This is a genomic window from Bradyrhizobium sp. 137 (genome assembly GCF_023074095.1).
GTDB lineage: Bacteria > Pseudomonadota > Alphaproteobacteria > Rhizobiales > Xanthobacteraceae > Bradyrhizobium.
In genome coordinates this window covers 231,576-255,515 of the sequence record NZ_JADPKU010000129.1, presented here as the reverse complement: position 1 = coordinate 255,515, position 23,940 = coordinate 231,576, and the positions used below count along the sequence as shown (strand labels likewise).

The following is a 23,940-nucleotide window of genomic DNA, read 5'->3' as shown; positions in this document are numbered from 1 at the left end:
CCTCACCACAGATTCCTGCCGTCGATCACGTTCACCGGTACCGCGTCCAAATCGAAATCGTCGAACAGGCGCGCATTCACGGCGACCTTGGGATTGTCGAAATCGGGCTTGCCCGTCGACCAGTCCGGCGATTCCGAATAGGTGCCGCAGCCGCAATTCGCACAGAAGTGATGCTTGACGGAGCGGCTGCCCCAGAGATAGGTCGCGACGTTGTCGGGGGGCGACAGCAGGCGGAACTGCGCCGGCGTGTAATAGGCCCATAGCGCGCCGCGCTTGGTGCAGAGCGTGCAGGTGCAGCGCGTCACGCTCGACGGCGCCTCCGTCACCTCGAACACCGTCTCACCGCAATGACAGCTTGCCTCGATCGGCATGATCCTCTCTCCGTTTAGTCAGGACATGGTCGTAGCCGGCCGCTGCTGCCAACATGCTGTCAGCAGCCTCGCCATTGGGTTTCAAAACCCACGCGGATGGCGGTCATCCGGTCGCTCCAACAGAACATGGAAAACAACCCCATGCACAGTAGCCCACCCCTATCCGCTCAATGGGTTACGCGTATTCCGATTCCATTTGACTCGTCGGCCTCCAAGCCGGCCGTCTGGAAGCAGTTCGCGCATTTTCCGACCCATTCAATGTTGAGCCTCTTGACCTCAGCGGTGCTGGTTATCATACTGGTCTGACCAGGATCAGACCAAGAGACGTGGGATGGAGCTCAAGCGGGCGGTCGAAGGCGAAAAAGGGTTCGAGAAGGTGTTCGCCTTCTTGCGCGAGCGCCTGCTGGCGGGCTCGCTCAAGCCCGGCGACCGGCTGATTTCCGAACGCGAGCTGGCGACCCTGCTCGGCGTCAGCCGGCCGATTGTCCGCGAAGCGCTGCGGGCCCTGACCGTCCTCGGCATCGTCGAGATCCGCCACCGCATCGGCACCGTGGTGACGCGGCCGGACGTCTCCGTGCTGAATGACTTCTTCACCTTCGCGCTGGCCCAACAGGCGGACATGCTCGATGACGTCATGCAGGCCCGCGTGGCGATTGAATGCCAGGCGATCAGGCTGGCCTGCGAACGCGCCAACATAGCCGATTTCGAACGTCTCCAACGCGCGCTGGCAAAAATCGGGGAAACGATCGACGAGGCGGATGCCGGCGGCATGGCCGACTTCGACTTCCATCGCGCTATCGTCGTCGCCTCGCATTCGGAGACGTTGACGGTTCTACACAGTTCGATGGGAGGCCTGTTGACGCATTCGCATCGCAGCCGCCGCGAGCTGGTTCAGGCTTTCCCGTCGATGAAGACGTATCTGATCGATGATCACCGGCGCATCTTCGAAGCGGTCATTGCACGTGATCCGGAGCGCGCAGATGCGACGCTGCGCAAGCATTTTGCCATCGGCGACGAATACCGGCGGCGCGCCGTTGCCGGCGACATCGACAAGACCAGCGCCTCAGGTTGATCGCGGCAGGCCAATCAAGCAAGAAACCAATCAAGCAAGAAACGGACTGACACCATGGGACGGAACGACAAGGGCAATGTCGGCTTCATAGGCATCGGCACGATGGGACGCGAGATGGTGCGCAACCTTCTGGCGGCCGGACACGCGGTTCGCGTCTTCGATCTGAACGAAGTCGCGCTGGCGGAAAGCGTCAAGGAAGGTGCGACCCGCACCAACAGCCCCGCCGACGCCGCGCAAGGCGCCGAGATCGTCATCACCATGCTGCCCGACACGCCCCATGTCGAGGCGACCATTTACGGCGACCATGGGCTCCTGAAGTCCCCTCCTCCCGGCAAGCTGATCGTCGACATGAGCACGATCTCGCCGGTCGCCGTCCGTCGTATCCATGCCGAGCTGCAAAAAGCCGGTGTCGGCTTCATCGACGCGCCGGTCTCGGGCGGGCCTGTGGGCGCCAAGAACGCTGCGCTGTCGATCATGGCCGGTGGCGATGCCGAAGCCTTTGCCAAAGCCGAGCCGTTCTTCCGTGCGATGGGCACGACCATCACGCATGTCGGAGCCTCCGGCGCTGGCCAGACCGTCAAACTCTGCAACCAGCTGATCTGCGGCATCAACATCCAGGCCATTTGCGAGGCGGTTGCGCTCGGGCGCGCCTCGGGGGTCGATCTCAACCTGCTGCGTCGGGTGCTGCTCGGCGGCTCGGCTGCCTCGTGGATGCTCGACAAGCTCGGCCCGTCCATGATCGAGGGCGACGTCGGCGCCGGCTTCCGCATCGACCTGATGCTGAAAGATCTGCGCCTGGTGCAGGAGCACGCGCAGGCGCTGAACGTGCCGCTGCCCGGCACTGCGCTCGTCACCAGTCAATATGTCGATGCGCGCGCGCATGGCGAAGGCAGCAACGGCAACCAGGCGCTGTTCCGCGTCTATGACCGCATGACCAACCAGGTGACGGGCTGAACCCGATACGATGACCCTCCAACTCGACTTTCCCGCAGTGCTGGAGCGCTGGCCAAGTTTTCTGGCCGGTGCCGCGCTCACGTTGGAGTTGGCATTCTTCGCGACCGTGCTCGGCGCCCTGCTCGGAACGCTTGCGGCGGTCGGGCGCGGCACGCATAACGCGCTGATCGCGGGCGCCTGCAAGGTCTATGTCGAGACCATCCGCAACACCCCACTGCTCGTGCAGATCTTCCTGGTTTATTTCGGCCTCGCCAGCCTTGGCCTAAAGTACTCCGCCTTCACCGTGGCGGTGGCCGCGCTGACCATCAATGTCGGCGCCTATACCGCCGAGATCATGCGGGCCGGCTTCGAGGCGATCCCGCGCGGACAGATCGAGGCCGCCGAAGGGCTGGCACTGTCGCGTCTCCAGATCTACTGGCACATCATCCTGCTGCCGGCGATCGAGAAGGTTTATCCGGCGCTGACCAGCCAATTCGTGCTGCTGATGCTGGCCTCCTCGGTCTGCTCGCAGATCTCGGCCGAGGAGCTCACCGCGGTCGCGAACTACATCCAGTCGGACACGTATCGCGCCTTCGAGACCTACATCATCGTGGCCGTTCTCTACGTCATCCTGTCGTTGGTGATGCGCGCGGGCTTCTGGGGCCTCGGCCTCGTGCTGTTTCCGCGCCGACGCCGGCTCGGCACGCCGTTGTGAGATGACCATGGGCGGACATCTCAACATCAATCATCTGATGTTCCTCGGCCAGGGCGCGCTGTGGACGATCGGATTGTCCATGATCGCGCTGATCGGCGGCGGCATCGTCGGCTTCGTGATTGCGCTGGCGCGTATCTCGCCGCTCAAATCGGTGCGGATCGCCAGTGCCGTCTATGTCCAGCTCGTCCAGGGCACGCCGCTGCTCGTCATTCTGTTCCTCGGCTATTTCGGCTTGGCCGCCATCGGCCTGAAGGTCTCGCCGCTCGCGGCGGCCGGCGCCTCGCTGACGCTCTATGTTGCCGCCTATCTCGGCGAGATCTGGCGCGGCTGCATCGAGTCCGTGCCGAAGCCGCAATGGGAGGCTGCCGAAGGCCTGGCGCTGAGCCGGACCCAGCGCATGATGAAGGTGATCCTGCCGCAGGCGATCCGCATCGCGACGCCTCCGACCGTCGGCTTCATGGTGCAGATCATCAAGAACACCTCGCTCGCCTCCGTCGTTGGCTTCGTCGAGCTGATGCGCTCGGGCCAGATCGTCAACAACTCGCTGTTCGAGCCGTTCGCCATCTACGCCATCATCGCCGCCACCTACTTCGCCATGTGCTATCCCCTGTCGCTGTTCAGCCAGAGGCTGGAACGGCGGATGGGGTATGGCAGGTCCAACCTCGCGCCGGCCTGACATGCAACAAAACGCCCTCTCCTCCGAGCCCATCGTGTCACTTCGCGACGTGCAGAAAAGCTTTGGCCCGCTGCGGGTGCTCGACGGCGTCTCCTTTGCCGTCGAACGCGGCGAGGTGCTGGCGCTGATCGGACGCTCCGGCTCCGGCAAGAGCACGGCGCTGCGCTGCATCGACCGCTTCGAGAAGGTCGACGGCGGCGAGATCGTCGTCTGCGGACACCGGGTCGACCGACCGGACGTCGATCTGCGTGCGCTGCGCCAGGACGTCGGCATCGTGTTCCAGAGCTACAATCTGTTTCCGCACCTCACGATCGAGCAGAACATCACGCTCGCGCCGTGTGCCGTGAAGGGCCTGACCGCTTCGCAAGCCAAGGACCTCGCGCGAAAAGTGCTCGCACAGGTCGGGCTCGAGGAGAAACTGCATGCCTATCCCGAACAGCTCTCGGGCGGCCAGCAGCAGCGCGCCGCGATCGCCCGCTCGCTTGCCATGCAGCCGAAGGTGATGCTGTTCGACGAGGTCACTTCCGCGCTCGATCCGGAGCTCACCGGCGAAGTGCTGAAGGTGATCGAGCAACTCGCGGCTGATGGCATGACCATGGTGATGGTCACCCACGAGATGGGCTTTGCCAAAGGCATCGCCGACCGAATCGTCTTCATGCATCGCGGCAAGGTCCACGAGACTGGGCCCGCCTCGATCCTGACGTCGCCGGTAACGCCCGAGCTCATGCAATTCGTGGGCACGGGAAACCTGAAATCATAATAGGAGAGGAGAACCAAGGATGACAAACAAGACATTGCTGGGGGCGGCCGCGCTGTGCTGCCTCGTCATGATATCAGCCACGCCGGCATCTGCCGATCTGCTCGACGACATCACGAAGGCGAAGAAAATCCGCATCTCGACGGACCTTGCCATTCCGCCCTCGGGCATGATGGATTCCACGATGAAGCCGACCGGCTCCGACGTCGAAGTCGCCCAGCTGCTCGCCAAGGATTGGGGGCTCGAGCTGGAATTCATCCAGACCACCGGCGCGACCCGGATCCCCAACGTCCTGACCGGCAAGGCGGACATCATCATCTCGACCCTGTCGGTGACGCCGGACCGCGCCAAAGTGATCGACTTCACCAAGCGCTATGCGACGCTGCAATCCGATGTCGGCTGCCTGAAATCGTCGGCCGTCAAGGACTGGCCCGACCTGAAGGACAAGCCGATCGGCGTCTCGCGCGGCACCACGCAGGACACGACGCTGTCCAACATGAAGGACAAGGACCTCAAGATCGCCCGCTACGACGATGATGCCACGATGGTGACGGCGGCCGTCTCCGGCCAGGTCGACTGCGTCGCCTCGTCCGCGACGATCATCAACCAGATTGGGGTGAAGAACCCCTCGCGGGTGTTCGAGTCCAGGATTCCGCTGGCGACCTTCGACCTCGCCATCGGCCTGAAGAAGGGCGAGCAGCGCCTGATGGACAAGCTCAACGCCTGGATCACCGAGAACGTCAAGAACGGCAAGCTCAACGCGATCTACAAGAAATTCCACGGCGTCGAACTGCCGCCCGACATGCGCAGCTGAATCAAACGGACAATCGTGACAGCCGCATACGGCTGTCACGATCAATGCAAGCTCAAGAAGGATATTACATGCGTCTCGTCATCGGATCCGACCACGCCGGCTGGCCGCTCAAGCAGACCGTCATCGATCACATCCGCAAGCTCGGCCACGACGTTATCGACGTCGGCTCCTATGACGACAAGCCGGTGGACTTCCCCGACATCGCGCGCGCGGTGGCGCAGAAGGTGACTTCGGGCGAAGCCGCACGCGGCATCATGGTGTGCGGCACCGGCGTCGGCGCCTCGATCGCGGCCAACAAAATGAAGGGCATCCGCGCCGCGGTCTGCCATGACGTCCATTCCGCCCATCAGAGCGTCGAGCACGACGACGTCAACGTCATGTGCATCGGCGCGCAGATCGTCGGCGCCTGGCTCGCTGTGGATCTCGTGTCCTCCTACCTCTCGGCCGAATTCTCGACCGACGAGGATTTCCGCCGCCGCGTGGAGAAGCTGCGCGTCATGGACGAGCAAGGCTGACCGCCTCTCCATGACCCTGGTGTTCGGCTCGCCGGCCGATACGATGGGGCCGGCGATACCTTTGTCGGCGCATTCGCAGCCATGCTCAGGGAAAGCGTGTCGCTGCAGCGCGCTCGTGGTAAGCTGCAAAGCCGCGGCATTGAAATGTCTCAAAGCCGGCCAGACCGGCATGCCGATGCGTCGCGCGATCGGTTCCCTCGCCTCACGGATCGCCCATATCGCTGGGCGCGGCTAAACTCTCCCGATTCGCGGAGCCCATTTTGGCCTTTCTCTTCGTCCTCAGCGTCGGCCTCATCGCCGGCACCATCTCCGGCATCGTCGGCACCGGCTCGTCGATCATGCTGATGCCGGTGCTGGTCTATGCCTACGGGCCGAAGGAAGCCGTGCCGATCATGGCGGTGGCCTCTGTGATGGCGAACTTTTCACGGATTTTGGCGTGGTGGCGCGAGGTCGACTGGCGGGCTTGCGTGGCCTATTCGGTGACGGGCATTCCGGCCGCAGCGCTCGGCGCACGGACGCTGCTGGCGCTGCCCGCGCACGCGGTCGATCTCACCATCGGCATCTTCCTGATCGCGATGGTTCCGGTGCGACACTGGTTGGCGCAGCACGACCTGAAGGCCAATCTCTGGCATCTCGCGATCGGCGGCGCCGTCATCGGCTATCTCACCGGCATCGTGGTCTCGACTGGCCCGCTCAGCGTGCCCTTGTTTCTGTTTTACGGGCTCAGCAAGGGCGCCTTCCTCGCGACTGAAGCTGCCTCCTCGCTTGGCCTCTACTTCGCGAAATCCGTGACCTTCGAGCGCTTCGGCGCCCTGACCGGCGAGGTCTTCGTCAAGGGCCTGATCGCGGGCGCCTCGCTGATGTCGGGCGCCTTCGTCGCGAAGCGTTTCGTGCTGCACCTGAAGCCGGAGATGTTTCGCCTGCTGATGGATGGCATCATGCTGGCGGCGGGCTTGACGATGCTGTTCAACGCGTTCTGACTGCGCTCCCTTCGAGACATATCGCCGAGAAGGACCAATGCATGCACACAGTGCCCCTGATTGTCGCTGCCGCCGGCATCGTCCTTTCCGCACCACAGCCGACTTTCGCCGCGCAGCCGTTCGACGGTTTATGGGCTCTAACCAAGCAGGATTGCCGCGACAAGAACGCCCCGGACAGCAAGACGATGATCGATCTCGACAACGCCATCAAGGGCAAGCCGGCCCCGCTGATCGATCGGTAAGAAAACCACTGCCGCGTCGACCGCACAGTGCCGGCCGGCGACGGCCTTGTGCTGTCCGCCACCTGCTTCGAATTCTCGGACGACTTCACCAGAGGCGCGAACGGCAGCAAGGTCGCGATCAAGTTGGCCCCGGGCGCAAACGGCGCGATCAAGATCGACGGGAGGCCATACGTGCTGTGCAAGCGCAAGGACGAGTTGCCAAGAGCGCGATAGCGGGAGACGGTTCGCAACTTCGGGTCTGATCGTGCTAAGCACGCCGCACCCAAAGTAGCGACTCACTTCGTTCCATGGCCAAGAGCACCCTCTCCTTCGTCTGCCAGAACTGCGGCGCGGCCTATAATCGCTGGCAGGGTAAGTGCGAGTCCTGCGGCGAGTGGAACACGCTGGCCGAGGAGGACACCAGCGGCAGCGTGCCGGTGTCGATCCGTTCCAAACGCAAGGGACGGACGTTTGCGCTGGAGAGCCTTGCCGGAAGAAGCCCGGATGCGCCGCGTTTGTCGTCAGGGATGACCGAGCTCGACCGCGTCACCGGCGGCGGGTTCGTCCGCGGCTCGGTGCTGCTGGTCGGCGGCGATCCCGGCATCGGCAAATCCACCCTGCTGACGCAGGCGACAAGCCTGCTGGCGCGCGCCGGCCACCGCGTCGTCTACATCTCCGGTGAAGAGGCGGTCGCGCAGGTGCGCCTGCGCGCAGAGCGGCTTGGGCTGTCGGATGCGCCGGTGCAGCTCGCCGCCGAGACTTCGGTGGAGGACATCGTGTCGACGCTGTCGGAGGGCGCGGTCCCTCGGCTGATCGTGATCGACTCGATCCAGACGATGTGGACCGACACGGTGGAATCCGCGCCCGGCACCGTGACCCAGGTCCGTGCCTCGGCGCAGGCGCTGATCCGCTTTGCCAAGAAGACCGGTGCTGCCATCATCCTGGTCGGCCATGTCACCAAGGACGGCCAGATCGCCGGCCCCCGCGTGGTCGAGCACATGGTCGATGCCGTGATGTCGTTCGAGGGCGAAGGCTCGCAGCAATTCCGCATCCTCCGTGCCGTGAAGAACCGGTTCGGGCCGACCGACGAGATCGGCGTGTTCGAGATGACGGGCCTCGGCCTGCGCGAGGTCACCAACCCCTCCGAGCTGTTCCTGTCCGAGCGCGATCTCGGCACGCCCGGCACCGCCGTGTTCGCAGGAATCGAGGGCACAAGGCCCGTCCTGGTGGAATTGCAGGCACTCGTGGCCCCGACCTCGCTCGGCACCCCGCGCCGGGCCGTGGTCGGCTGGGACCCGAGCCGGCTCTCGATGGTGCTGGCGGTGCTGGAAGCCCATTGCGGGGTCAAGCTGTCCGGCCATGACGTCTATCTCAATGTCGCCGGCGGCCTGCGCATCAACGAGCCGGCGGCGGATCTGGCCGCTGCGGCGGCACTGGTGTCGTCCCTGGTTAATGCGCAGTTACCGACCGATGCCGTCTATTTCGGTGAGATCTCGCTGTCCGGCGTGGTCCGCCCCGTCGCGCAGACCCCAGCCCGGCTGAAGGAAGCGGCAAAACTCGGCTTCCAGCGCGCCGTGCTGCCCGAATCGGCCCGGGGTGAGACCAGCGCCGATGCCGGGTTGTCGCTGAACGCGGTCAACAGCCTGACGACATTGGTGGCCGAAATCGCCGCCCGCGGCTCGCGCCGGGGCGAATCGAACGGGCCGGCAGAGAAAAATGCCACACCGGCAAGATTCCGCCGTGGAGATGGTTAGCCGGAGGTGACGTCGGAGGCCCCCGCCGCTATACAGCCGTCACAAAAGCAGCATGGGATTGCGTGGTTGCGGCCTTGCCGGGAACGCCGTCTGCCCGTCTTTTAGGGCAGCGGCCAAACACCGATTCGCTAGAGCACCTTTGAGAGTACGAGCGGACCAGACCAGCCGATGCCAGTAACACTCCTCGACCTGATCCTGCTCGGTGTGATGCTGATTTCGGGCCTGCTCGCCATGGTCCGCGGCTTCATGCGCGAAATCCTGTCGATCGCAGCCTGGGGCGCTGCCGCGATCGTCACGCTGTACTCCTTCTCGAAGCTGCTGCCGACCGCCAAGACCTATTTCAACAACGACACTGTGGCGAGCGTGGTCGTGGTCGCCGGCGTATTCGTGGGCACCCTGGTCGTGGTCTCCGTGATCACGGTCCGAATCTCGGACATGATCCTGGATTCGCGCATCGGCGCGCTGGACCGCACGCTCGGCTTCCTGTTTGGCCTGGCTCGCGGGCTTTTGATCGTCGTGGTCGCCTTCCTGTTCTTCACCTGGCTGGTTCCAGACAAGCAGCGTCCGGACTGGGTTACAGGGGCGAAATCCCGCGTGGTGCTCCAGGGAACCGGGGATTGGCTGATGGCCCTCTTGCCCGACGACCCCGAGAACACCATCTTGAAGAGATTCAAGAAAAACAAACCAGATGATGATCAAGCTGAATCCGAGCAGCAGCCTTCGGGCAGTGGCGACGGATACAGTAAACCGGCTCGTGACAGCCTGAAAAAGCTGATCGAGAAACCTGCGGCGCGTTGATTGGCCCTAAAGAAAGGCGCGGACGAGATGCGACACCCTGACCAGGACGCCCAGCTTGATCTCGATCCAAGGGCCGGTTTGGGCCCGGCCGCTCTGGAGGTCCAGGACGATCTGGAGGGGGATACGCTGCGAGAGGAATGCGGCGTGTTCGGCATCTACGGCCATCCCGATGCCGCCGCCATCACCGCGCTCGGTCTCCACGCTCTTCAGCACCGCGGCCAGGAAGCCGCCGGCATCGTCTCCTACGACGGCAGCCGCTTTCACTCGGAACGCCGCCTCGGCCTCGTCGGCGACACCTTCTCCCGCCGCGAGGTGATCGACCGCCTGCCCGGCAATGTCGCGGTCGGCCATGTCCGTTACTCCACCACCGGCGCCACCATCCTGCGCAACGTGCAGCCGCTGTTCGCCGAGCTCAACGCCGGCGGTCTTGCCGTCGCGCATAACGGCAACCTCACCAACGGCCTGACACTGCGCCGCGAGCTCGTGAAGAACGGCGCGATGATGCAGTCGACCACCGACACCGAGGTGATCCTGCATTTGGTTGCGCGCTCCAAGCGCAGCCGTTTCATCGAGCGCTATGTCGACGCGCTGCGCGAGATCGAAGGTGCCTATGCGCTGGTCTCGCTGACCAACAAGAAGCTGGTCGGCGCGCGCGATCCGCGCGGCATTCGTCCGCTCGTGCTCGGCGAGCTCGACGGCTGTCCGATCCTGACCTCGGAGACCTGCGCCCTCGACATCATCGGCGCGCGCTTCGTGCGCGACATCGAGCCCGGCGAAGTCATCGTGTTCGACGAGAACGGCCAGGACATCCACAAGCCGTTCCCGCCGATGGCGCCCCGCCCCTGCATCTTCGAATATATCTACTTCTCCCGTCCGGATTCCATCGTCCACGGCCGTTCGGTCTACGAGGTGCGCAAGAACTTCGGTGCGCAGCTCGCGCGCGAGAGCCACGTGCCGGTCGACGTCGTGGTGCCGGTGCCGGATTCCGGCGTACCCGCGGCGGTCGGCTACAGCCAGTTCTCCGGCGTGCCGTTCGAGCTCGGCATCATCCGCAACCATTATGTCGGCCGTACCTTCATCCAGCCGACGCAGGCGATCCGCGAATCCGGCGTGCGCATGAAGCACTCGGCCAACCGGGCTGCGATCGAAGGCAAGCGTATCATCCTGATCGACGACTCCCTGGTGCGCGGCACCACCTCGAAGAAGATCGTGCGCATGATGCGCGATGCGGGTGCGACCGAAGTGCACTTCCGCCTCGCTTCGCCGCCGATCCTCTATCCCGATTATTACGGCATCGACCTGCCCGACCGCGGCGGCCTGCTCGCGGCGACGCATTCACTCGAGGAGATGCGCGAGATCATCGGCGCAGACTCGCTCGCCTTCCTGTCGATCGACGGCATGTACCGCGCCATGGGCGAACCGGGCCGCGATCCCGCCAATCCGAAATTCTCGGACCACTGCTTCACCGGGGCGTATCCGACCCATCTCACCGACCAGACCCAGACCGAGCCGCAGCCGCGGCAGCTCTCGCTGCTGGCGGAGGCGAGCTGACCACTGTCATTCCGGGGCGCGCGCAGCGCGAACCCGGAATCTCGAGATCGTGTCGTAAGCTCTGGATTCCGGGGTCGGTCCTGCGGACCGCCCCGGAATGACGAGACCATGGGGGCTTGTCCCGGCCATCCACGCCTGTAAAACCCCGCCATGACCAAACCCCTCACCGACCGCATCGCTCTCGTCACCGGCGCCTCGCGCGGCATCGGCTTCGCCACGGCCAAGGCCCTCGCTAAAGCCGGCGCGCATATCGTGGCGGTGGCGCGCACGCAGGGCGGGCTGGAGGAGCTCGACGACGAGATCCGGAAAGACGGCGGCAGCGCCACCTTGGTGCCGCTCAACCTCATCGACTCCGACGGCATCGCTCGGCTGGGCGCAGGCCTGCACGAGCGCTACGGCAAGCTCGACATCCTGGTGGGCAATGCCGGCGTGCTCGGCCCGTCCTCGCCGGTCGGCCATATCGAGCTGAAGGCCTTCAACGACGTGATGGCCGTGAACGTCTCCGCGAACTTCCAGCTGATCCGCTGCATGGAGCCGCTGCTGAAGCAGTCCGATGCCGGCCGCGCCGTGTTCATCACCTCGGGTGCGGCCAACAAGGCTACCGCCTATGTCAGCCCCTACGCAGCGTCCAAGGCCGCACTGGAAACGCTGGCCCGCGCCTGGGCGCAGGAGACCGCGAACACGAAACTGCGCGTCAACCTGTTCAACCCCGGCCCGGTCCGCACCCGCATGCGCGCCACCCTGATGCCGGGTGAGGATCCGGCGACGCTCGACACGCCCGAGCAGGTGGCCGAATTCATCGTGCCGATGTGCACGCCCGACTGGACCGAGACCGGCAAGTTCTACGATTACAAGACGCGCAGCCTGATGAGCTTCCGCGCGCCGGCCTGATTGACTCGGATGCCTCCCCGCGATTGACTGCCGCCGCTCAAACGGCAGCAAGCCGCAAAGCCAAAAAAGGGAGGTTGTCATGGCGCCATGGCATGATCGCGCAGGCCCTGCGCGTGCGCTCGCAAATGTCTCTCGAGCTTTCTTCGTCCTGATCGCAGCCAGCGCATTCGCGCTTCCCGTTGCCGCAACCGCCGGCGACGTCCCGACCTTCGCGGTCGATGCCTCCTGGCCAAAGCAGTTGCCGAACAACTGGATCCTTGGCCAGGTCGGCGGCATCACCGCCGACTGGCAGGGCCACATCTGGGTAATCCATCGCCCGCGCTCGCTGACGGACGACGAGAAAGGCGCGAGCCTCAATCCGTCGCGCTCGAAATGCTGCGTGTCGGCACCGCCCGTGCTCGAATTCGACAGCGATGGCAATCTGCTGCGGTCCTGGGGCGGTCCGGGCCAGGGTTATGAATGGGTCGGCCGCGAGCACGGCATCGAGGTCGACGAGCGCGGCTTCGTCTGGGTCGGCGGCAATGCCGACAACGACAACGCGATCCTGAAGTTCACGCTCGATGGCAAGTTCGTCGCCCAGATCGGCAAATTCGCGCCGAGCCTCGGCAGCAACGACACGACGCAGCTTGGCAAACCCGCTGAGACTGCGATCGACAAGGAGGCAAACGAGATCTACGTCGCCGACGGCTACGGCAACCGCCGCGTCATCGTGTTCGACGCGACGACGCTCGCCTACAAGCGGCACTGGGGCGCCTATGGCAACAAGCCTGATGACGCCAAGCAGGCACCCTACGATCCCAAGGCGCCGGCGGCCCAGCAATTCGGCAACCCGGTCCATTGCGTGAAGCTCGCCAATGACGGACTGGTTTACGTCTGCGATCGCATCAACAACCGTATCCAGGTGTTCCGGAAGGACGGCAGCTTCGTGAAGGAGTTCTTCTACGAGAAGAACACGCTCGGCAACGGCGCCGTCTGGGACGTCGCGATCTGGCCTGATCCGAAGCAGACCTATATGCTCACTGCCGATGGCGAGAACAACGAGATCAGGGTGATCAAGCGCGAGGACGGCAGCGTGGTCGGCAGCTTCGGGCACAACGGCCGCAACGCCGGCCAATTCCACTGGGTGCACGCCATGGCGATCGACGGCAAGGGTAACGTGTATACCGCCGAGGTTGACACCGGAAAGCGCATCCAGAAGTTCAGGCTGACATCGGACGCGCTCAAATAGCGACTTGACGCATTTTGCCCAAAAGTTAACCGATGGATGACGCTACGACGCAGCGTCATCCGGCTTTAGGCGCATTGCCGCCGGCCATGGGACAGGCTAGAGCCAACAGCCGGAAACAAGGCTCCGCAAGAGAGCCGTCCGCTTATTTGACAATGGAGGGAACCTTTCATGACGACGACATTCGCGCGCCGGTCGGCGGCGCTTCTGGCCTGTGCCGCTTTCGGTTTTGCCACATCCGCCTACGCCCAGGACAAGACCGTCAAGATCGGCGTGCTCAACGACATGTCGAGCCTCTATGCCGACATCGGCGGCCCGAACTCCGTGGTCGCAATCAAGATGGCTGTCGAGGATTCCGGCCTGCTCAAGAAGGGCTGGAAAATCGACCTCGTCAGCGGCGACCATCAGAACAAGCCTGACGTCGGCGTCAACATTGCCCGGCAATGGATCGATACCGAGAAGGTCGACGCCATCGCCGACACGCCGAATTCCGGCGTGGCGCTCGCGGTCAGCAATGTCGTCAAGGAGAAGAACGCAGTGCTGCTCAATTCGGGCGCGGCCACTGCTGACCTGACGGGCAAGGCTTGCACGCCGAACACGATCTCGTTCACTTACGATACCTACATGCTCGCCAACGGCACCGGCAAGGCGCTCACGAAAGCGGGCGGCGACACCTGGTTCTTCCTGACAGCCGATTATGCATTTGGTCATGCGCTCGAGCGCGACACCAGCGCGGTCGTCACCGCCAATGGCGGCAAGGTGCTCGGTGGGGTCAAGCATCCGCTGAACACGGCCGACTTTTCGTCCTTCCTGTTGCAGGCGCAATCCTCCAAGGCCAAGGTGATTGGGCTCGCCAATGCCGGCGGCGACACCACCAACGCGATCAAGCAGGCCGCCGAGTTCGGCATCGTTCAGGGCGGCCAGAAGCTCGCCGCGCTGCTGCTCTTCATCAACGACGTGCATTCGCTCGGTCTGAAGACGGCGCAGGGACTGACCTTCACCGAATCCTTCTATTGGGACCTGAACGATCAGACCCGCGCCTGGTCGAAGCGCTTCTCGGCGCAGGCCAACAAGAACGCGATGCCTTCGATGACCCAGGCCGGCAATTACGCCATGGTGCTGCACTATCTCAAGGCGATGGAAGCGCTTGGCGGCAATCCGCATGACGGCGCCAAGGTCGTCGCCAAGATGAAGGAGCTGCCGACCGACGACCCGCTGTTCGGTAAAGGCCCGCTGCGCGAGGACGGACGCCGCCTGATCCCCGCCTACCTGTTCGAGGTGAAGAAGCCCGAGGAATCGAAGGGGCCGTGGGACTATTACAAGCAGATCGCCACGATCGCGGCGGAAGACGCGGCCAAGCCGCTCAAGGACAGCGATTGCCCGCTGGTGAAGAAGTAGGCGAGGCAACGCTGCCGTAGGGTGGGCAAAGGCGCGTAAGCGCCGTGCCCACCTTCTCTCCGCGAACTGACGAAGCAGCGGGGGGCACGCTTCCGCCTTCGCTCTTCGAGCTACGGCGGACAAGCCGCTCCTGCCATCCTACGAGACTGTCTTGGTCGCACCCAGCGACCGCACCGCGATCGCCACGCAGACCACCATCAGCACCGCCGCAAGCAGGAACGGCGCGCCGGGCAGATGCAGCGGCGCGCTGGCCCCGATGAAGTAGGAAAATGTCAACGTGAACAGGAACGGGCCGACGAGCTGCGACACGCTCTGCACGCTCGCGGTCGCGCCCTGCAACTGGCCCTGCTGATCGGGTGCAACCAGCCGCGTCATCAGCGATTGCGAGGCGGCGCCGGAGATCCCCCATAGCGCCAAAACGGGAATGCCGAGCCAGGATAGCGGTCCGGTCGGCGCAGCGCCCAAGACCACAAAGCCGATCGCGCCACAACACAGGCCCAGCAGCAGCGCGTTCCGCTCGCCGAGCGCGCGCACAATCGGGCCGATGGCGAGTCCCTGCACCACCATGGCACAGATGCCGACCATGGCGAGCGTCAGCCCCACGGTCTTGGAATCCCAGCCGTAGCGATATGTCGCATAGAGCACGAAGGTCGAGGGCAACACAACATGCGCGACCTGCGCAATGAAATTGACGACCGACAAGGCGGCAAGCACCGCGTTGGACCGCAGCAGGTGCAGCGCGCCGACCGGATTGGCACTCCTCCAGCGGAACGGCGCACGCCTGTCGGGCGAAAGCGATTCCGGCAGGACGAAAAGCCCGTAGAGCGCATTGGCGAAGCTCAAGGCCGCCGAGGCCCAGAACGGCAGGCGTGGATCGATGTCGCCAAGCAGGCCGCCGAGCGCCGGGCCCAGGATGAAGCCGGCACCGAAGGCCGCGCCGATCCTGCCGAAGACCGCCGCGCGCCGCTCCGGCGGCGTGATGTCCGAGATATAGGCGAAGGCGGTCGAGATGCTCGCCGAGGTGATGCCAGAGATCACGCGGCCGATGAACAGCCAGACCAGCGACGGCGCCAGCGCCATCAGCACGTAGTCGGCCGCAAGCCCGAAATTCGACAGCAGCACCACGGGCCGCCGCCCGAAGCGATCCGACAGCGCGCCGAGCAGTGGCGAGAACACGAACTGCATCAGCGCCCAGGCGGTGCCGAACAGGCCGAAGATGCGGGCCGCGTGCGCGGTGTCGTTGTCGACGAAGCTCTCGATCAACTTCGGCAGGATCGGCATGATCACGCCGAGTGCCAGCATGTCGAGCAGGATGGTGACGAAGATGAAGGCGACGGCACCACGCCGGACCGGCGCGGCGCTCTGCGCCATCGCCTCGCCCGTCTCCCCGCTCACGACGGCCGCTTGCGCTTATGCGCGAAGGGATTGGCCTTCTCGCGCAAGGTGATGCGCACCGGAGTACCCGGCAGCTCGAAAGTCTCGCGCATGGAATTGGTGAGGTAGCGCAAGTAGGACTGCGGCACCGCATCGGCACGCGAGCAGAACAGCACGAAGCTCGGCGGGCGCGCTTTCGTCTGGGTGATGTAATTCAGCTTCAGCCTGCGGCCGGACACCGCGGGCGGCGGATTGGCCTGGACCGCCTGCTCGAACCAGCGATTGAGCGCGGCCGTCGGCACCCGACAGTTCCAGATCGCGTAGGCGTCCTGGATCGCGTGCATCAGGCGGTCGATGCCCTCGCCCATCAGGCCTGATACGGCGACGATTGGCACCCCCTTGAGCTGTGGCAGCCAATGGTCGGCATCACGGCGCAGGCCCGAGATCGCGCCGCCGCCCTTGGTCTCCATCAGGTCCCATTTGTTGACGGCGAGCACGACCGCCCTTCCCTCACGCTCGACCAGATCGGCGATGCGAAGATCCTGCTCCTCGAAGCGGTTCTGCGTGTCCATCATCAGCACGACGACTTCGGCAAAGCGCACCGCGCGCAGCGCGTCGGCCACCGAGAGCTTTTCCAGCTTCTGCTCGATGCGCGAGCGACGGCGCAGGCCTGCGGTGTCGAACACGCGGAAATCGCGGCCCTTCCAGTTGATCTCCACTGCAATAGAATCGCGTGTGGTGCCGGCTTCCGGGCTGGTCAGCAGGCGCTCCTCGCCGAGCAGATGGTTGATCAGCGTCGACTTGCCGGCATTGGGCCGGCCGACGATAGCGACCCGGATCGGGCGCGTCGCTGCCTCTTCTTCGGAAAGCTGTTCGTCGTCCTCGTCTTCGTCGTCGTCAACGGGCGCGGGCATCAGCTTAGCCAAGGCATCGTAAAGCTCGCCCATGCCCTCGCCATGCTCTGCCGAGATCTGGATGGGATCGCCTAGGCCGAGGGCAAAGGCCTCCATCGCCCCCGCATCGCCATGCTTGCCTTCGCTCTTGTTGGCGACCAGCAGCACCGGCTTATTGGCCTTGCGGGCGAAATCGGCGAAAGCGCGATCGGTGGGCGTGAGGCCGATGCGGGCATCGATCACGAAGAACAGCGCGTCGGCCTGCGCGATCGCGGTCTCGGTCTGCTCCTGCATGCGCGCCGTCAGCGAGCCCTTGGCGCCCTCGTCGAGACCGGCGGTATCGATGATGGTGAATTCGAGATCGCCGAGCCTCGCCTCGCCCTCGCGGCGGTCGCGGGTGACGCCAGGGAGGTCATCGACGAGCGCCAGCTTCTGTCCGACCAGGCGGTTGAACAGCGTCGATTTGCCGACATTGGGCCGGCCGATGATGGCGATCGTGAAGGGCATCAGTCATTCGTGCGCTGCCGGAGCCGCGTCTGTCAATGCAGTGAAAGTAATTGTTTGAGCATGATCTTTTCGGAAAACCGCTTCACACTTTTCCGGATCATGCTCTAGCGCGAGAAGCTGCCACTCGGCAGCGGCGCCGGGAAAGCGCCCTGCGATTGCTGCTGCGTGGTCTGGGTCGGTTGCGCCTGCTGGACCGGCTGATCCGGCGGCGGCGCGGTGGTGCGCTTGCGGACGATCTTATGCTTGGGCGACGGAGCGGTGGTAGACGGCGCAGCCTCCGGCTGGGCCTCGCCATCGACCTCGGCGCCAGCGGGCGCGGCGGCCGCAGCGGCTGGCTGCCTGGACTTCGTCGCCTTCGCCCCCTTCACAGGCTTGGCCGGCTCGGGCGGCGGCTCCGCGGGCAAAGCCGCGACGGCAGGCGCGTTCGGATCGGGCTGCTGCTGCGCACCCTTGTACATCTCCTTCGGCACGCCCTGCTCGAGGCCCGGCACACCCTCTGGGAAGACCGGCTTGCGGTCGCCTGGCAGCTTCTTCTTGGTATCGAGGAAGTCGAGCATGTCGCTTGGATCGAAGCTGGAGCAGCCGCCTAGGACGCCCGTGAAGGCGATCAGGACGGCGGCTGCGATCAAGCGTGGCGTGCGGCGCATCTTGTGTCTCGTTTGCGTCAGAGGGCCGTCGTCAGCTCTTGGCGACGGGCGGCAGCAGAGCCTGGAGCGCCTCGGCGCGCGAGCGCAGGCCGGGCGGTGTTTCGCCGTCCTCGGCAATCGCGTCGAGCCATTTGCGGGCCGCGGTCATGTCGTTGTTGCGCCAGGCCGACAACGCCAGCATCTCGCGGGCGCTGTGGCGGAAGGTCGATTTGGGCGCGGCGGAGGCGTCCAGCCGTTGCTGCATGTCGGCGTAGCTGGCGCTGTCGAGGAGCAAGCCGGCCGCGCGGATCTTGGCCAGATCCTGCCACTCGCCGCCGACGCCGCGGTCGGCGGCAATGTCGTCATACATCTTCGCGGCGGCCTTGGGATCGCGGGCAGCGGCCTCTGCCGCAGCGCGCAGCCGCGCCAGGGTGCGATAGCCGGACGGGGCCTTGGCGGCGAGCTCGGTGAAGGCCTTTTCGGCGTCGGCGTGCTTGTCCTGCTCGGACAGCTCGACGGCCTTCTCGAAGGCGGCGCCGGCCTCGGCGGCCTTCTTGGCCTCCAGATATTGGTAGCCACGCCAGCCAGCAACGGCGGCCACGATCAGCACCATCAGGGCGATGAAGTAGATCGAATACTTGTCCCACAGCTTCTTGAGCTGTTCGCGACGTACTTCCTCATCGACTTCGTCAAATAGTTCAGACACTTATGCTAATCCCATGCCCGTCCGGGTGCGCGCGCCAAAGCATTCGCGTCAGGAATCCCGTCCCCGTGTGGCGGCGAGGTACCCTAACGATATGGCGGTGGCAAGGCAAAGCCAGCTCGATCAAGGCGTTAACCACTCCGGGACAGCCCGGAGCCGCCTGTCTGGCTCAGCTTCCGAGCAGCTCCCGCAACTGCCGCTTCAGCACCTTGCCATTGGCATTCCGCGGCAATGGCTCGGCGGTGATCGCCACGGTCTCGGGGACCTTGTAGTCGGACAGCCGCTCCGCGCACCAGGCCCGCAGGGCCTCGCTGGCAACCGGGCTGCGCGTCACCACTACCGCATGGACGCGTTCGCCCAGCACCGGGCAGGCCCTGGCGATGATCGCGCTCTCGACCACCGCGGGATGGCCGGCGAGCACGGATTCGACCTCGGCCGAATAGATCTTCAGGCCGCCGCGATTGATCATGTCCTTCTGCCGGTCGAACACGCGGACAAACCCTTCCGCGTCGACGGAGCCGAGATCGCCGGAGTGCCAGAAGCCGCCTGTGAAGCTTTCGGCCGTGGCCTTCGGGTTGTTCCAATAGCCCTTGATGACGGAGGCACTCTGGATCCAGAGCTCGCCGATCTCCCCGGGCGGCAGCTCGCGCCCCCCGGTGTCCATCGCGACAATGCGCGCGCCCGGGCACGGCAGGCCGACGCTGTCGATATGGCTCTGCGTCAGCTCGCCCGGCATGATGGTCGAGGGCGAGGTCGTCTCGGTCGCGCCGTAGCAATTCATCAGCTTCAGGCCGGGGATCTTCGCCTTGAGCTTCTCAATGGTCGCGACCGGCATCGGCGCGCCGCCAAAGCCGCCGATGCGCCAGCTCGACAGATCGTAGTTGTCGAAATCTGGTTGCAGCAGGCAAAGATTATACATCGCCGGCACCATCACCGTGTAGGTGACGCGCTCGCGCGCAGCGAGCTTGAGATAGTCGGCCGCCTTGAACTCCGGCATGATGATCAGCGCGCCTGCGCAGCGGATCATGGTCGTGACGTTGGCAACAACGCCGGTGACGTGGCCGAGCGGCACCGCGGCGATCGAGCGATCCGCCGCCGTCAATTGCAGGCAGGACACGAACACCATCGAGGAATGGATGATGTTGCAATGGGCCAGCATCGCGCCCTTCGGCTTGCCCGTCGTGCCCGAGGTGTAGAGGATCATCGCGGTGTCCTCCTCATTCACCTCGACCGAGGCAGGCGCCGACGCATTGTCAGCGAGAGCGGAGAAGCGCGACCGGGCCGGATCGTCGTCAATGGCGATGCGGTGGATCACATCGGGCACATCCTGCGCATCGGGCAGCCGCTCGGCGAGCGCTGCCTCGTGGATCAGGACCTTCGCGCCGCAATCCGTGAGCACATAGGCGATCTCCGGCTTCTGCTGGCGCGTGCTGAGCAGCACCGTGACCAGTCCCTCATGCGCGGCGGCGAACAGCAGCAGCGGAAATTCGATGCGGTTGCCGAGCAGGATGGCGACGCGGTCGCCGCGTTGCAGGCCGAGCTGGCGAAAGCCGGCCGCGATCCGCGCGGACTGCTCGACGGCTTGTCGCCAGCTCAGGCGGACATCGCCGCAAATCAGCGCGTCGCCATCACCGTTGCGCGCGGAGGCTTCCGCGATCATGGCCCACACGCTCGACGGCCGATCGCAAAATGCCGGCACCACCCGATCGCCAAAGCGCGCCTCGAACCGCATCGGCGGAATCTGAGATTGCGACCAATCCATCGAAGGGCCCTCGGCTTATTGCTCTTGCCAACTATCGCCCATGGACGTCCAGGCTTCGTCTTGTGCTGACCGGCTAGACGCCGATGACGGGAACACCGATTACGACCGGATGGAACGCGAAGGCCAGCGCGAGATAAGCGACACTTCCGACCGCGACCGCGATCAAATCGTTGGTGACACCGCCCACCGGGATCGGCGGACCGCCGGCATCGGTGCGGTGCTTGAGCGTGATACGATCATACACCGCCCAGCCCAGGAACGAGCCGAACAGAATGATGGAGCCGAGATCGCCATTGGCGAGCAGATGCGCGGCCGCCCACAGCTTGATGCCGGTCAGCATCGGATGCTTCAGTGTCGCATAGATGCGGCCGCGCAGGTACGAGGCCACCACCAAGATGACGGCCGGCAGCATCAAGGCGAGCGTGATGTGCTTCAGCACCTTCGGCGGGTACCAGACGTCGATCCAGCCGGAGCTGCGATAATGGGCAAAGCCCCAGATGATCAGCGCGAGCCCCGCGAGCGAAACGAGCGAATAGACAATCTTGTAGGTCCCCTCGCCCAGCCTCGCGATCGCCTCTGCGCGCGCCTTTCGTTTCGTCGTGAAAATATGGGCCGCGAAAAACAGCACCAGCCCCAGCATCATGACCAGCAGACCCACGACATCCTCCCCCTCAAGCAGCCCCGCATCTGAAGTATCATCGATTGGCCGCCGCTCGCAACTCTCACCGCTCATGGTGAGGAGGCGCGAAAGCGCCGTCTCGAACCACAGAGGCCCCCTCTGTCACAGCCCGGCCTTCATCCTTCGAGACGCGCGTGAAGAACGCGCTCCTCCGGATGAGGAGATAGAGCTGCGCTATTTGGCAAGCTCGCGATTATCGACATAGCGGATCGCGATCGGCCTGCCCGCCAGCGCGCCGCCAAGGCCGCTGGTGAATTTCAGCGGCAGGCATGCATTCAGCGATGCGTTGATGGCATTGAGATAGGTCGTGCGAGTGTCGGCCGGCACGCCCGCGGTCGCGTATGTCAGGCGCGGCGGGCCGATCAGACCACCCGACTTGTTGAAGCTGAAGCGCACCGACATCTGCATGCCGGCGCGCGAATTGTCCGACGGCGGCGACCAGCAGCTGCGCAGCGCGGCGAAGAGGTCGCCGATCGTGTTGAGATCGTGATCCGGCCTCTGATATTTGGCACGATCGGCCTCGGACGGCACGCTCTCGATCGTAAGCTGGAGGTTCTGCCCGTAAGGATAGTCGATCTCGGGAATGCAGGGACCCTCTTCGAGCACGCTGCAATAGGACGGCGTGCAGGGCCCGCCATCGAGCACGCTGCAGGGCTCGTGCGAGAACGGGATGGGATTGATCTGCCGGGGCCGCGCGGCGGCGACACTCACGGCCAAGAAGGTCAGCAGCAGAACCAGGATTGCGCGCAGCATTGAGAAGCACCGCGATGAGCGACCACCATCATCTTGGGAGATCTTGCAGCGGCTTCAAGCCCATCTCGTGTTCACATGCGCGCGTTCAAACGCGGTTTCGCCGCCGGGCCGAACCCGCTCACTATTCCAGGGGATGGTTGTTGAGCCGAGAGGCGCGCTGGATGCTCCACCTTCGCGGGCATGACAGCTGAGGGGTGGCTGCACAGCGGAGGGGGTAGCCGCCCTACGCCTTCTTCTTGACGTCCTTGACGTTGGTGAACTCGATGCCCTCGGCGCGCTCGCGGGTGTAGCCGAGATAGAACTCGTTCCGCGCCAGATACACGGGATCGCCGTCGACATCGTCGGCGATGCTCGAGGTGTTGGCGGCAATGAAGGTGTCGAGCTTCTTGCGGTCCTCTGAGGAGACCCAGCGTGCCAGCTGGAACTCGCTGACCTCGAACTCGACCGGAAGTGAATATTCCGCCTCCAGCCGCGCTTTGAGCACATCGAGCTGGAGCGCGCCGACGACGCCGACCAGCGCGGGCGCGCCGTCGCGCGGGCGGAACACCTGCACCACGCCCTCCTCCGACATCTGCTGTAGCGCTTCCTTGAGCTTCTTCGCCTTCATCGCGTCGGTGAGACGGACGCGGCGGACGATTTCCGGCGCAAAGCTCGGCACGCCGACGAAGTTGAAATCCTCGCCCTCGGTCAGCGTATCGCCGATGCGCAGCGTGCCGTGGTTGGGAATGCCGACGACGTCGCCGGCAAAGGCCTCATCCGCAACCGAACGATCCTGCGCGAAGAAGAATTGCGGGCTCGACAGCGGCATGCTCTTGCCGGTGCGCACCAGCTTGGCCTTCATGCCGCGGCTGAGCTTGCCCGAGCAGAGCCGCGCAAACGCGATGCGGTCACGATGGTTCGGATCCATGTTGGCCTGGATCTTGAATACAAAGGCGCTCATGCGCGGATCGGTGGCCTCGACCTTGCGCTGGTCGCTGTCCTGCGCGCGCGGCTCGGGCGCGAACTTGCCGAGGCCCTCCAGGAGGTCGCCGACGCCGAAATTGCGCAGCGCGCTGCCGAAATAAACCGGCGTCAGATGGCCCTCGCGGAACGCTTCGAGCTCGAACGGTTTTGACGCTTCGGTGACGAGATCGAGCTCGTCCTTCACCGCGGACACGTCCAGATTGGCATTGAGCTTGGCGAGCTCTTCGATCTCGATCTGCTGCGCCGCGCCGGTCTTGGCGCCGCCGCCTTCGAGCAGGCGCACGCCGCCATTGACGACGTCATAAGTGCCGAGGAAGTCACGGCCGCGGCCGACCGGCCAGGTCATCGGCGTGGTGTCGAGCGCCAGCGTCTTCTCGATCTCGTCCAGCAGCTCGAAGACGTCGCGGCTCTCGCGGTCCATCTTGTTGATGAAGGTGATGATCGGGATATCCCGGAGACGACATACCTCGAACAGCTTTCGGGTGCGCGCCTCGATGCCCTTGGCGGCGTCGATCACCATTACGGCGGAATCGACCGCCGTGAGCGTCCGGTAGGTGTCTTCCGAAAAGTCCTCGTGGCCCGGAGTATCCAGCAGGTTGAAGACGAGGCCTTCGAACTCGAAGGTCATCACCGAGGTCACGACCGAGATGCCGCGCTCGCGCTCGATCTTCATCCAGTCGGAACGCGTGTTGCGGCGCTCGCCCTTGGCCTTGACCTGGCCGGCGAGGTTGATGGCGCCACCGAACAGCAGCAGCTTCTCGGTCAGCGTGGTCTTGCCGGCGTCGGGGTGGGAGATGATCGCAAAGGTCCGCCGCCGCGCCACTTCAGCGGCAAGCGGGGAACGGGCCGGCGATTCGGCTGCGGTGGCGACGATGTCGGACATGGCGGGAGCGTTTGGCAGGGAAACTGGGCCTGATCAAGCCTCATTTGGTGATTGCGTGGCCTTCCGGCCAGCCCCATATCGGCATTTGGGAAGGACGGCCTTCCCGTTCTCAGCACCTCAGCCGCG

General features: G+C 64.6%; 24 protein-coding genes and 1 pseudogene. 16 read left to right on the top strand and 9 right to left on the bottom strand.

The window, feature by feature from the left end:
• Positions 1-2 precede the first annotated feature (2 nt).
• Positions 3-371, bottom strand: a complete 369-nt coding sequence (locus IVA78_RS33750; RefSeq protein ID WP_247420039.1) for a GFA family protein — start codon at positions 369-371, stop codon at positions 3-5.
• A 331-nt stretch (positions 372-702) separates the two neighbouring features.
• On the opposite strand from IVA78_RS33750, the gene IVA78_RS33745 reads away from it, so the two are divergent.
• The 16 genes and pseudogenes from IVA78_RS33745 to IVA78_RS33670 all read left to right on the top strand — a co-directional run bounded on the left by IVA78_RS33745 (position 703) and on the right by IVA78_RS33670 (position 14,671).
• Positions 703-1,443, top strand: coding sequence for a FadR/GntR family transcriptional regulator (locus IVA78_RS33745; RefSeq protein WP_247281633.1), 741 nt, complete (start codon positions 703-705; stop codon positions 1,441-1,443).
• Between the two features lie 27 nt (positions 1,444-1,470).
• Positions 1,471-2,397 (top strand): annotated as a pseudogene (locus IVA78_RS33740) (NAD(P)-dependent oxidoreductase); the annotation flags it as partial.
• Positions 2,398-2,407: 10 nt separating this feature from the next.
• Positions 2,408-3,091, top strand: coding sequence for an amino acid ABC transporter permease (locus IVA78_RS33735; protein ID WP_247281635.1), 684 nt, complete (start codon positions 2,408-2,410; stop codon positions 3,089-3,091).
• A gap of 7 nt (positions 3,092-3,098) precedes the next feature.
• The gene (locus tag IVA78_RS33730) at positions 3,099-3,767 is read left to right on the top strand and encodes an amino acid ABC transporter permease (RefSeq protein ID WP_247281636.1); all 669 of its coding nucleotides are present in this window, start codon (positions 3,099-3,101) and stop codon (positions 3,765-3,767) included.
• Position 3,768: 1 nt separating this feature from the next.
• Positions 3,769-4,527, top strand: a complete 759-nt coding sequence (locus IVA78_RS33725; RefSeq protein ID WP_247281637.1) for an amino acid ABC transporter ATP-binding protein — start codon at positions 3,769-3,771, stop codon at positions 4,525-4,527.
• A 19-nt stretch (positions 4,528-4,546) separates the two neighbouring features.
• Positions 4,547-5,338, top strand: a complete 792-nt coding sequence (locus IVA78_RS33720; RefSeq protein WP_247281638.1) for a transporter substrate-binding domain-containing protein — start codon at positions 4,547-4,549, stop codon at positions 5,336-5,338.
• Positions 5,339-5,406: 68 nt separating this feature from the next.
• Positions 5,407-5,853 (top strand): ribose 5-phosphate isomerase B, encoded by a 447-nt coding sequence (gene rpiB, locus IVA78_RS33715; RefSeq protein ID WP_212433903.1) that lies wholly within the window; start codon positions 5,407-5,409, stop codon positions 5,851-5,853.
• A gap of 260 nt (positions 5,854-6,113) precedes the next feature.
• Complete coding sequence (locus IVA78_RS33710) at positions 6,114-6,833, top strand: sulfite exporter TauE/SafE family protein (protein ID WP_247449270.1); 720 nt, start codon at positions 6,114-6,116, stop codon at positions 6,831-6,833.
• A 41-nt stretch (positions 6,834-6,874) separates the two neighbouring features.
• Complete coding sequence (locus IVA78_RS33705; RefSeq protein ID WP_247281640.1) at positions 6,875-7,075, top strand: hypothetical protein; 201 nt, start codon at positions 6,875-6,877, stop codon at positions 7,073-7,075.
• Between the two features lie 27 nt (positions 7,076-7,102).
• The gene (locus IVA78_RS33700) at positions 7,103-7,288 is read left to right on the top strand and encodes a hypothetical protein (RefSeq protein ID WP_247281641.1); all 186 of its coding nucleotides are present in this window, start codon (positions 7,103-7,105) and stop codon (positions 7,286-7,288) included.
• A gap of 74 nt (positions 7,289-7,362) precedes the next feature.
• On the top strand, positions 7,363-8,808 hold the full coding sequence (gene radA, locus IVA78_RS33695; protein WP_247281642.1) for a DNA repair protein RadA: 1,446 nt from the start codon (positions 7,363-7,365) through the stop codon (positions 8,806-8,808).
• A 168-nt stretch (positions 8,809-8,976) separates the two neighbouring features.
• Positions 8,977-9,606 (top strand): CvpA family protein, encoded by a 630-nt coding sequence (locus tag IVA78_RS33690; protein WP_018317599.1) that lies wholly within the window; start codon positions 8,977-8,979, stop codon positions 9,604-9,606.
• A 27-nt stretch (positions 9,607-9,633) separates the two neighbouring features.
• Positions 9,634-11,157 (top strand): amidophosphoribosyltransferase, encoded by a 1,524-nt coding sequence (gene purF / locus IVA78_RS33685; protein ID WP_247281643.1) that lies wholly within the window; start codon positions 9,634-9,636, stop codon positions 11,155-11,157.
• Between the two features lie 150 nt (positions 11,158-11,307).
• Positions 11,308-12,048 (top strand): SDR family NAD(P)-dependent oxidoreductase, encoded by a 741-nt coding sequence (locus IVA78_RS33680; RefSeq protein WP_247281644.1) that lies wholly within the window; start codon positions 11,308-11,310, stop codon positions 12,046-12,048.
• A gap of 79 nt (positions 12,049-12,127) precedes the next feature.
• Positions 12,128-13,276, top strand: coding sequence for a hypothetical protein (locus IVA78_RS33675; RefSeq protein ID WP_247281645.1), 1,149 nt, complete (start codon positions 12,128-12,130; stop codon positions 13,274-13,276).
• Between the two features lie 168 nt (positions 13,277-13,444).
• Positions 13,445-14,671 (top strand): ABC transporter substrate-binding protein, encoded by a 1,227-nt coding sequence (locus IVA78_RS33670; RefSeq protein WP_247281646.1) that lies wholly within the window; start codon positions 13,445-13,447, stop codon positions 14,669-14,671.
• A 138-nt stretch (positions 14,672-14,809) separates the two neighbouring features.
• Here IVA78_RS33670 and IVA78_RS33665 read toward each other — a convergent pair whose 3' ends face one another.
• From IVA78_RS33665 to IVA78_RS33630, 8 genes are all read right to left on the bottom strand, one after another.
• A complete protein-coding gene (locus IVA78_RS33665; RefSeq protein WP_247281647.1) occupies positions 14,810-16,066 on the bottom strand; it encodes a TCR/Tet family MFS transporter in 1,257 nt (418 codons plus the stop codon).
• Positions 16,063-17,445 carry a ribosome biogenesis GTPase Der gene (gene der, locus IVA78_RS33660; RefSeq protein WP_247469468.1) on the bottom strand — a complete coding sequence of 461 codons (1,383 nt, stop codon included), beginning with the start codon at positions 17,443-17,445 and terminating at the stop codon, positions 16,063-16,065. The genes IVA78_RS33665 and der overlap by 4 nt, the downstream gene beginning before the upstream one ends.
• Positions 17,446-17,549: 104 nt before the next feature.
• Positions 17,550-18,092, bottom strand: coding sequence for a hypothetical protein (locus IVA78_RS33655; RefSeq protein WP_247469466.1), 543 nt, complete (start codon positions 18,090-18,092; stop codon positions 17,550-17,552).
• 31 nt (positions 18,093-18,123) lie between these two features.
• Positions 18,124-18,777 carry a tetratricopeptide repeat protein gene (locus tag IVA78_RS33650; protein ID WP_247281650.1) on the bottom strand — a complete coding sequence of 218 codons (654 nt, stop codon included), beginning with the start codon at positions 18,775-18,777 and terminating at the stop codon, positions 18,124-18,126.
• A 166-nt stretch (positions 18,778-18,943) separates the two neighbouring features.
• The gene (locus IVA78_RS33645; RefSeq protein WP_247469464.1) at positions 18,944-20,536 is read right to left on the bottom strand and encodes a class I adenylate-forming enzyme family protein; all 1,593 of its coding nucleotides are present in this window, start codon (positions 20,534-20,536) and stop codon (positions 18,944-18,946) included.
• A gap of 73 nt (positions 20,537-20,609) precedes the next feature.
• On the bottom strand, positions 20,610-21,194 hold the full coding sequence (locus IVA78_RS33640; protein WP_247281651.1) for an NnrU family protein: 585 nt from the start codon (positions 21,192-21,194) through the stop codon (positions 20,610-20,612).
• 195 nt (positions 21,195-21,389) lie between these two features.
• The gene (locus IVA78_RS33635; protein ID WP_247281652.1) at positions 21,390-21,968 is read right to left on the bottom strand and encodes a hypothetical protein; all 579 of its coding nucleotides are present in this window, start codon (positions 21,966-21,968) and stop codon (positions 21,390-21,392) included.
• 223 nt (positions 21,969-22,191) lie between these two features.
• Positions 22,192-23,814 (bottom strand): peptide chain release factor 3, encoded by a 1,623-nt coding sequence (locus IVA78_RS33630; protein ID WP_247281653.1) that lies wholly within the window; start codon positions 23,812-23,814, stop codon positions 22,192-22,194.
• Between the last annotated feature and the right edge of the window lie 126 nt (positions 23,815-23,940).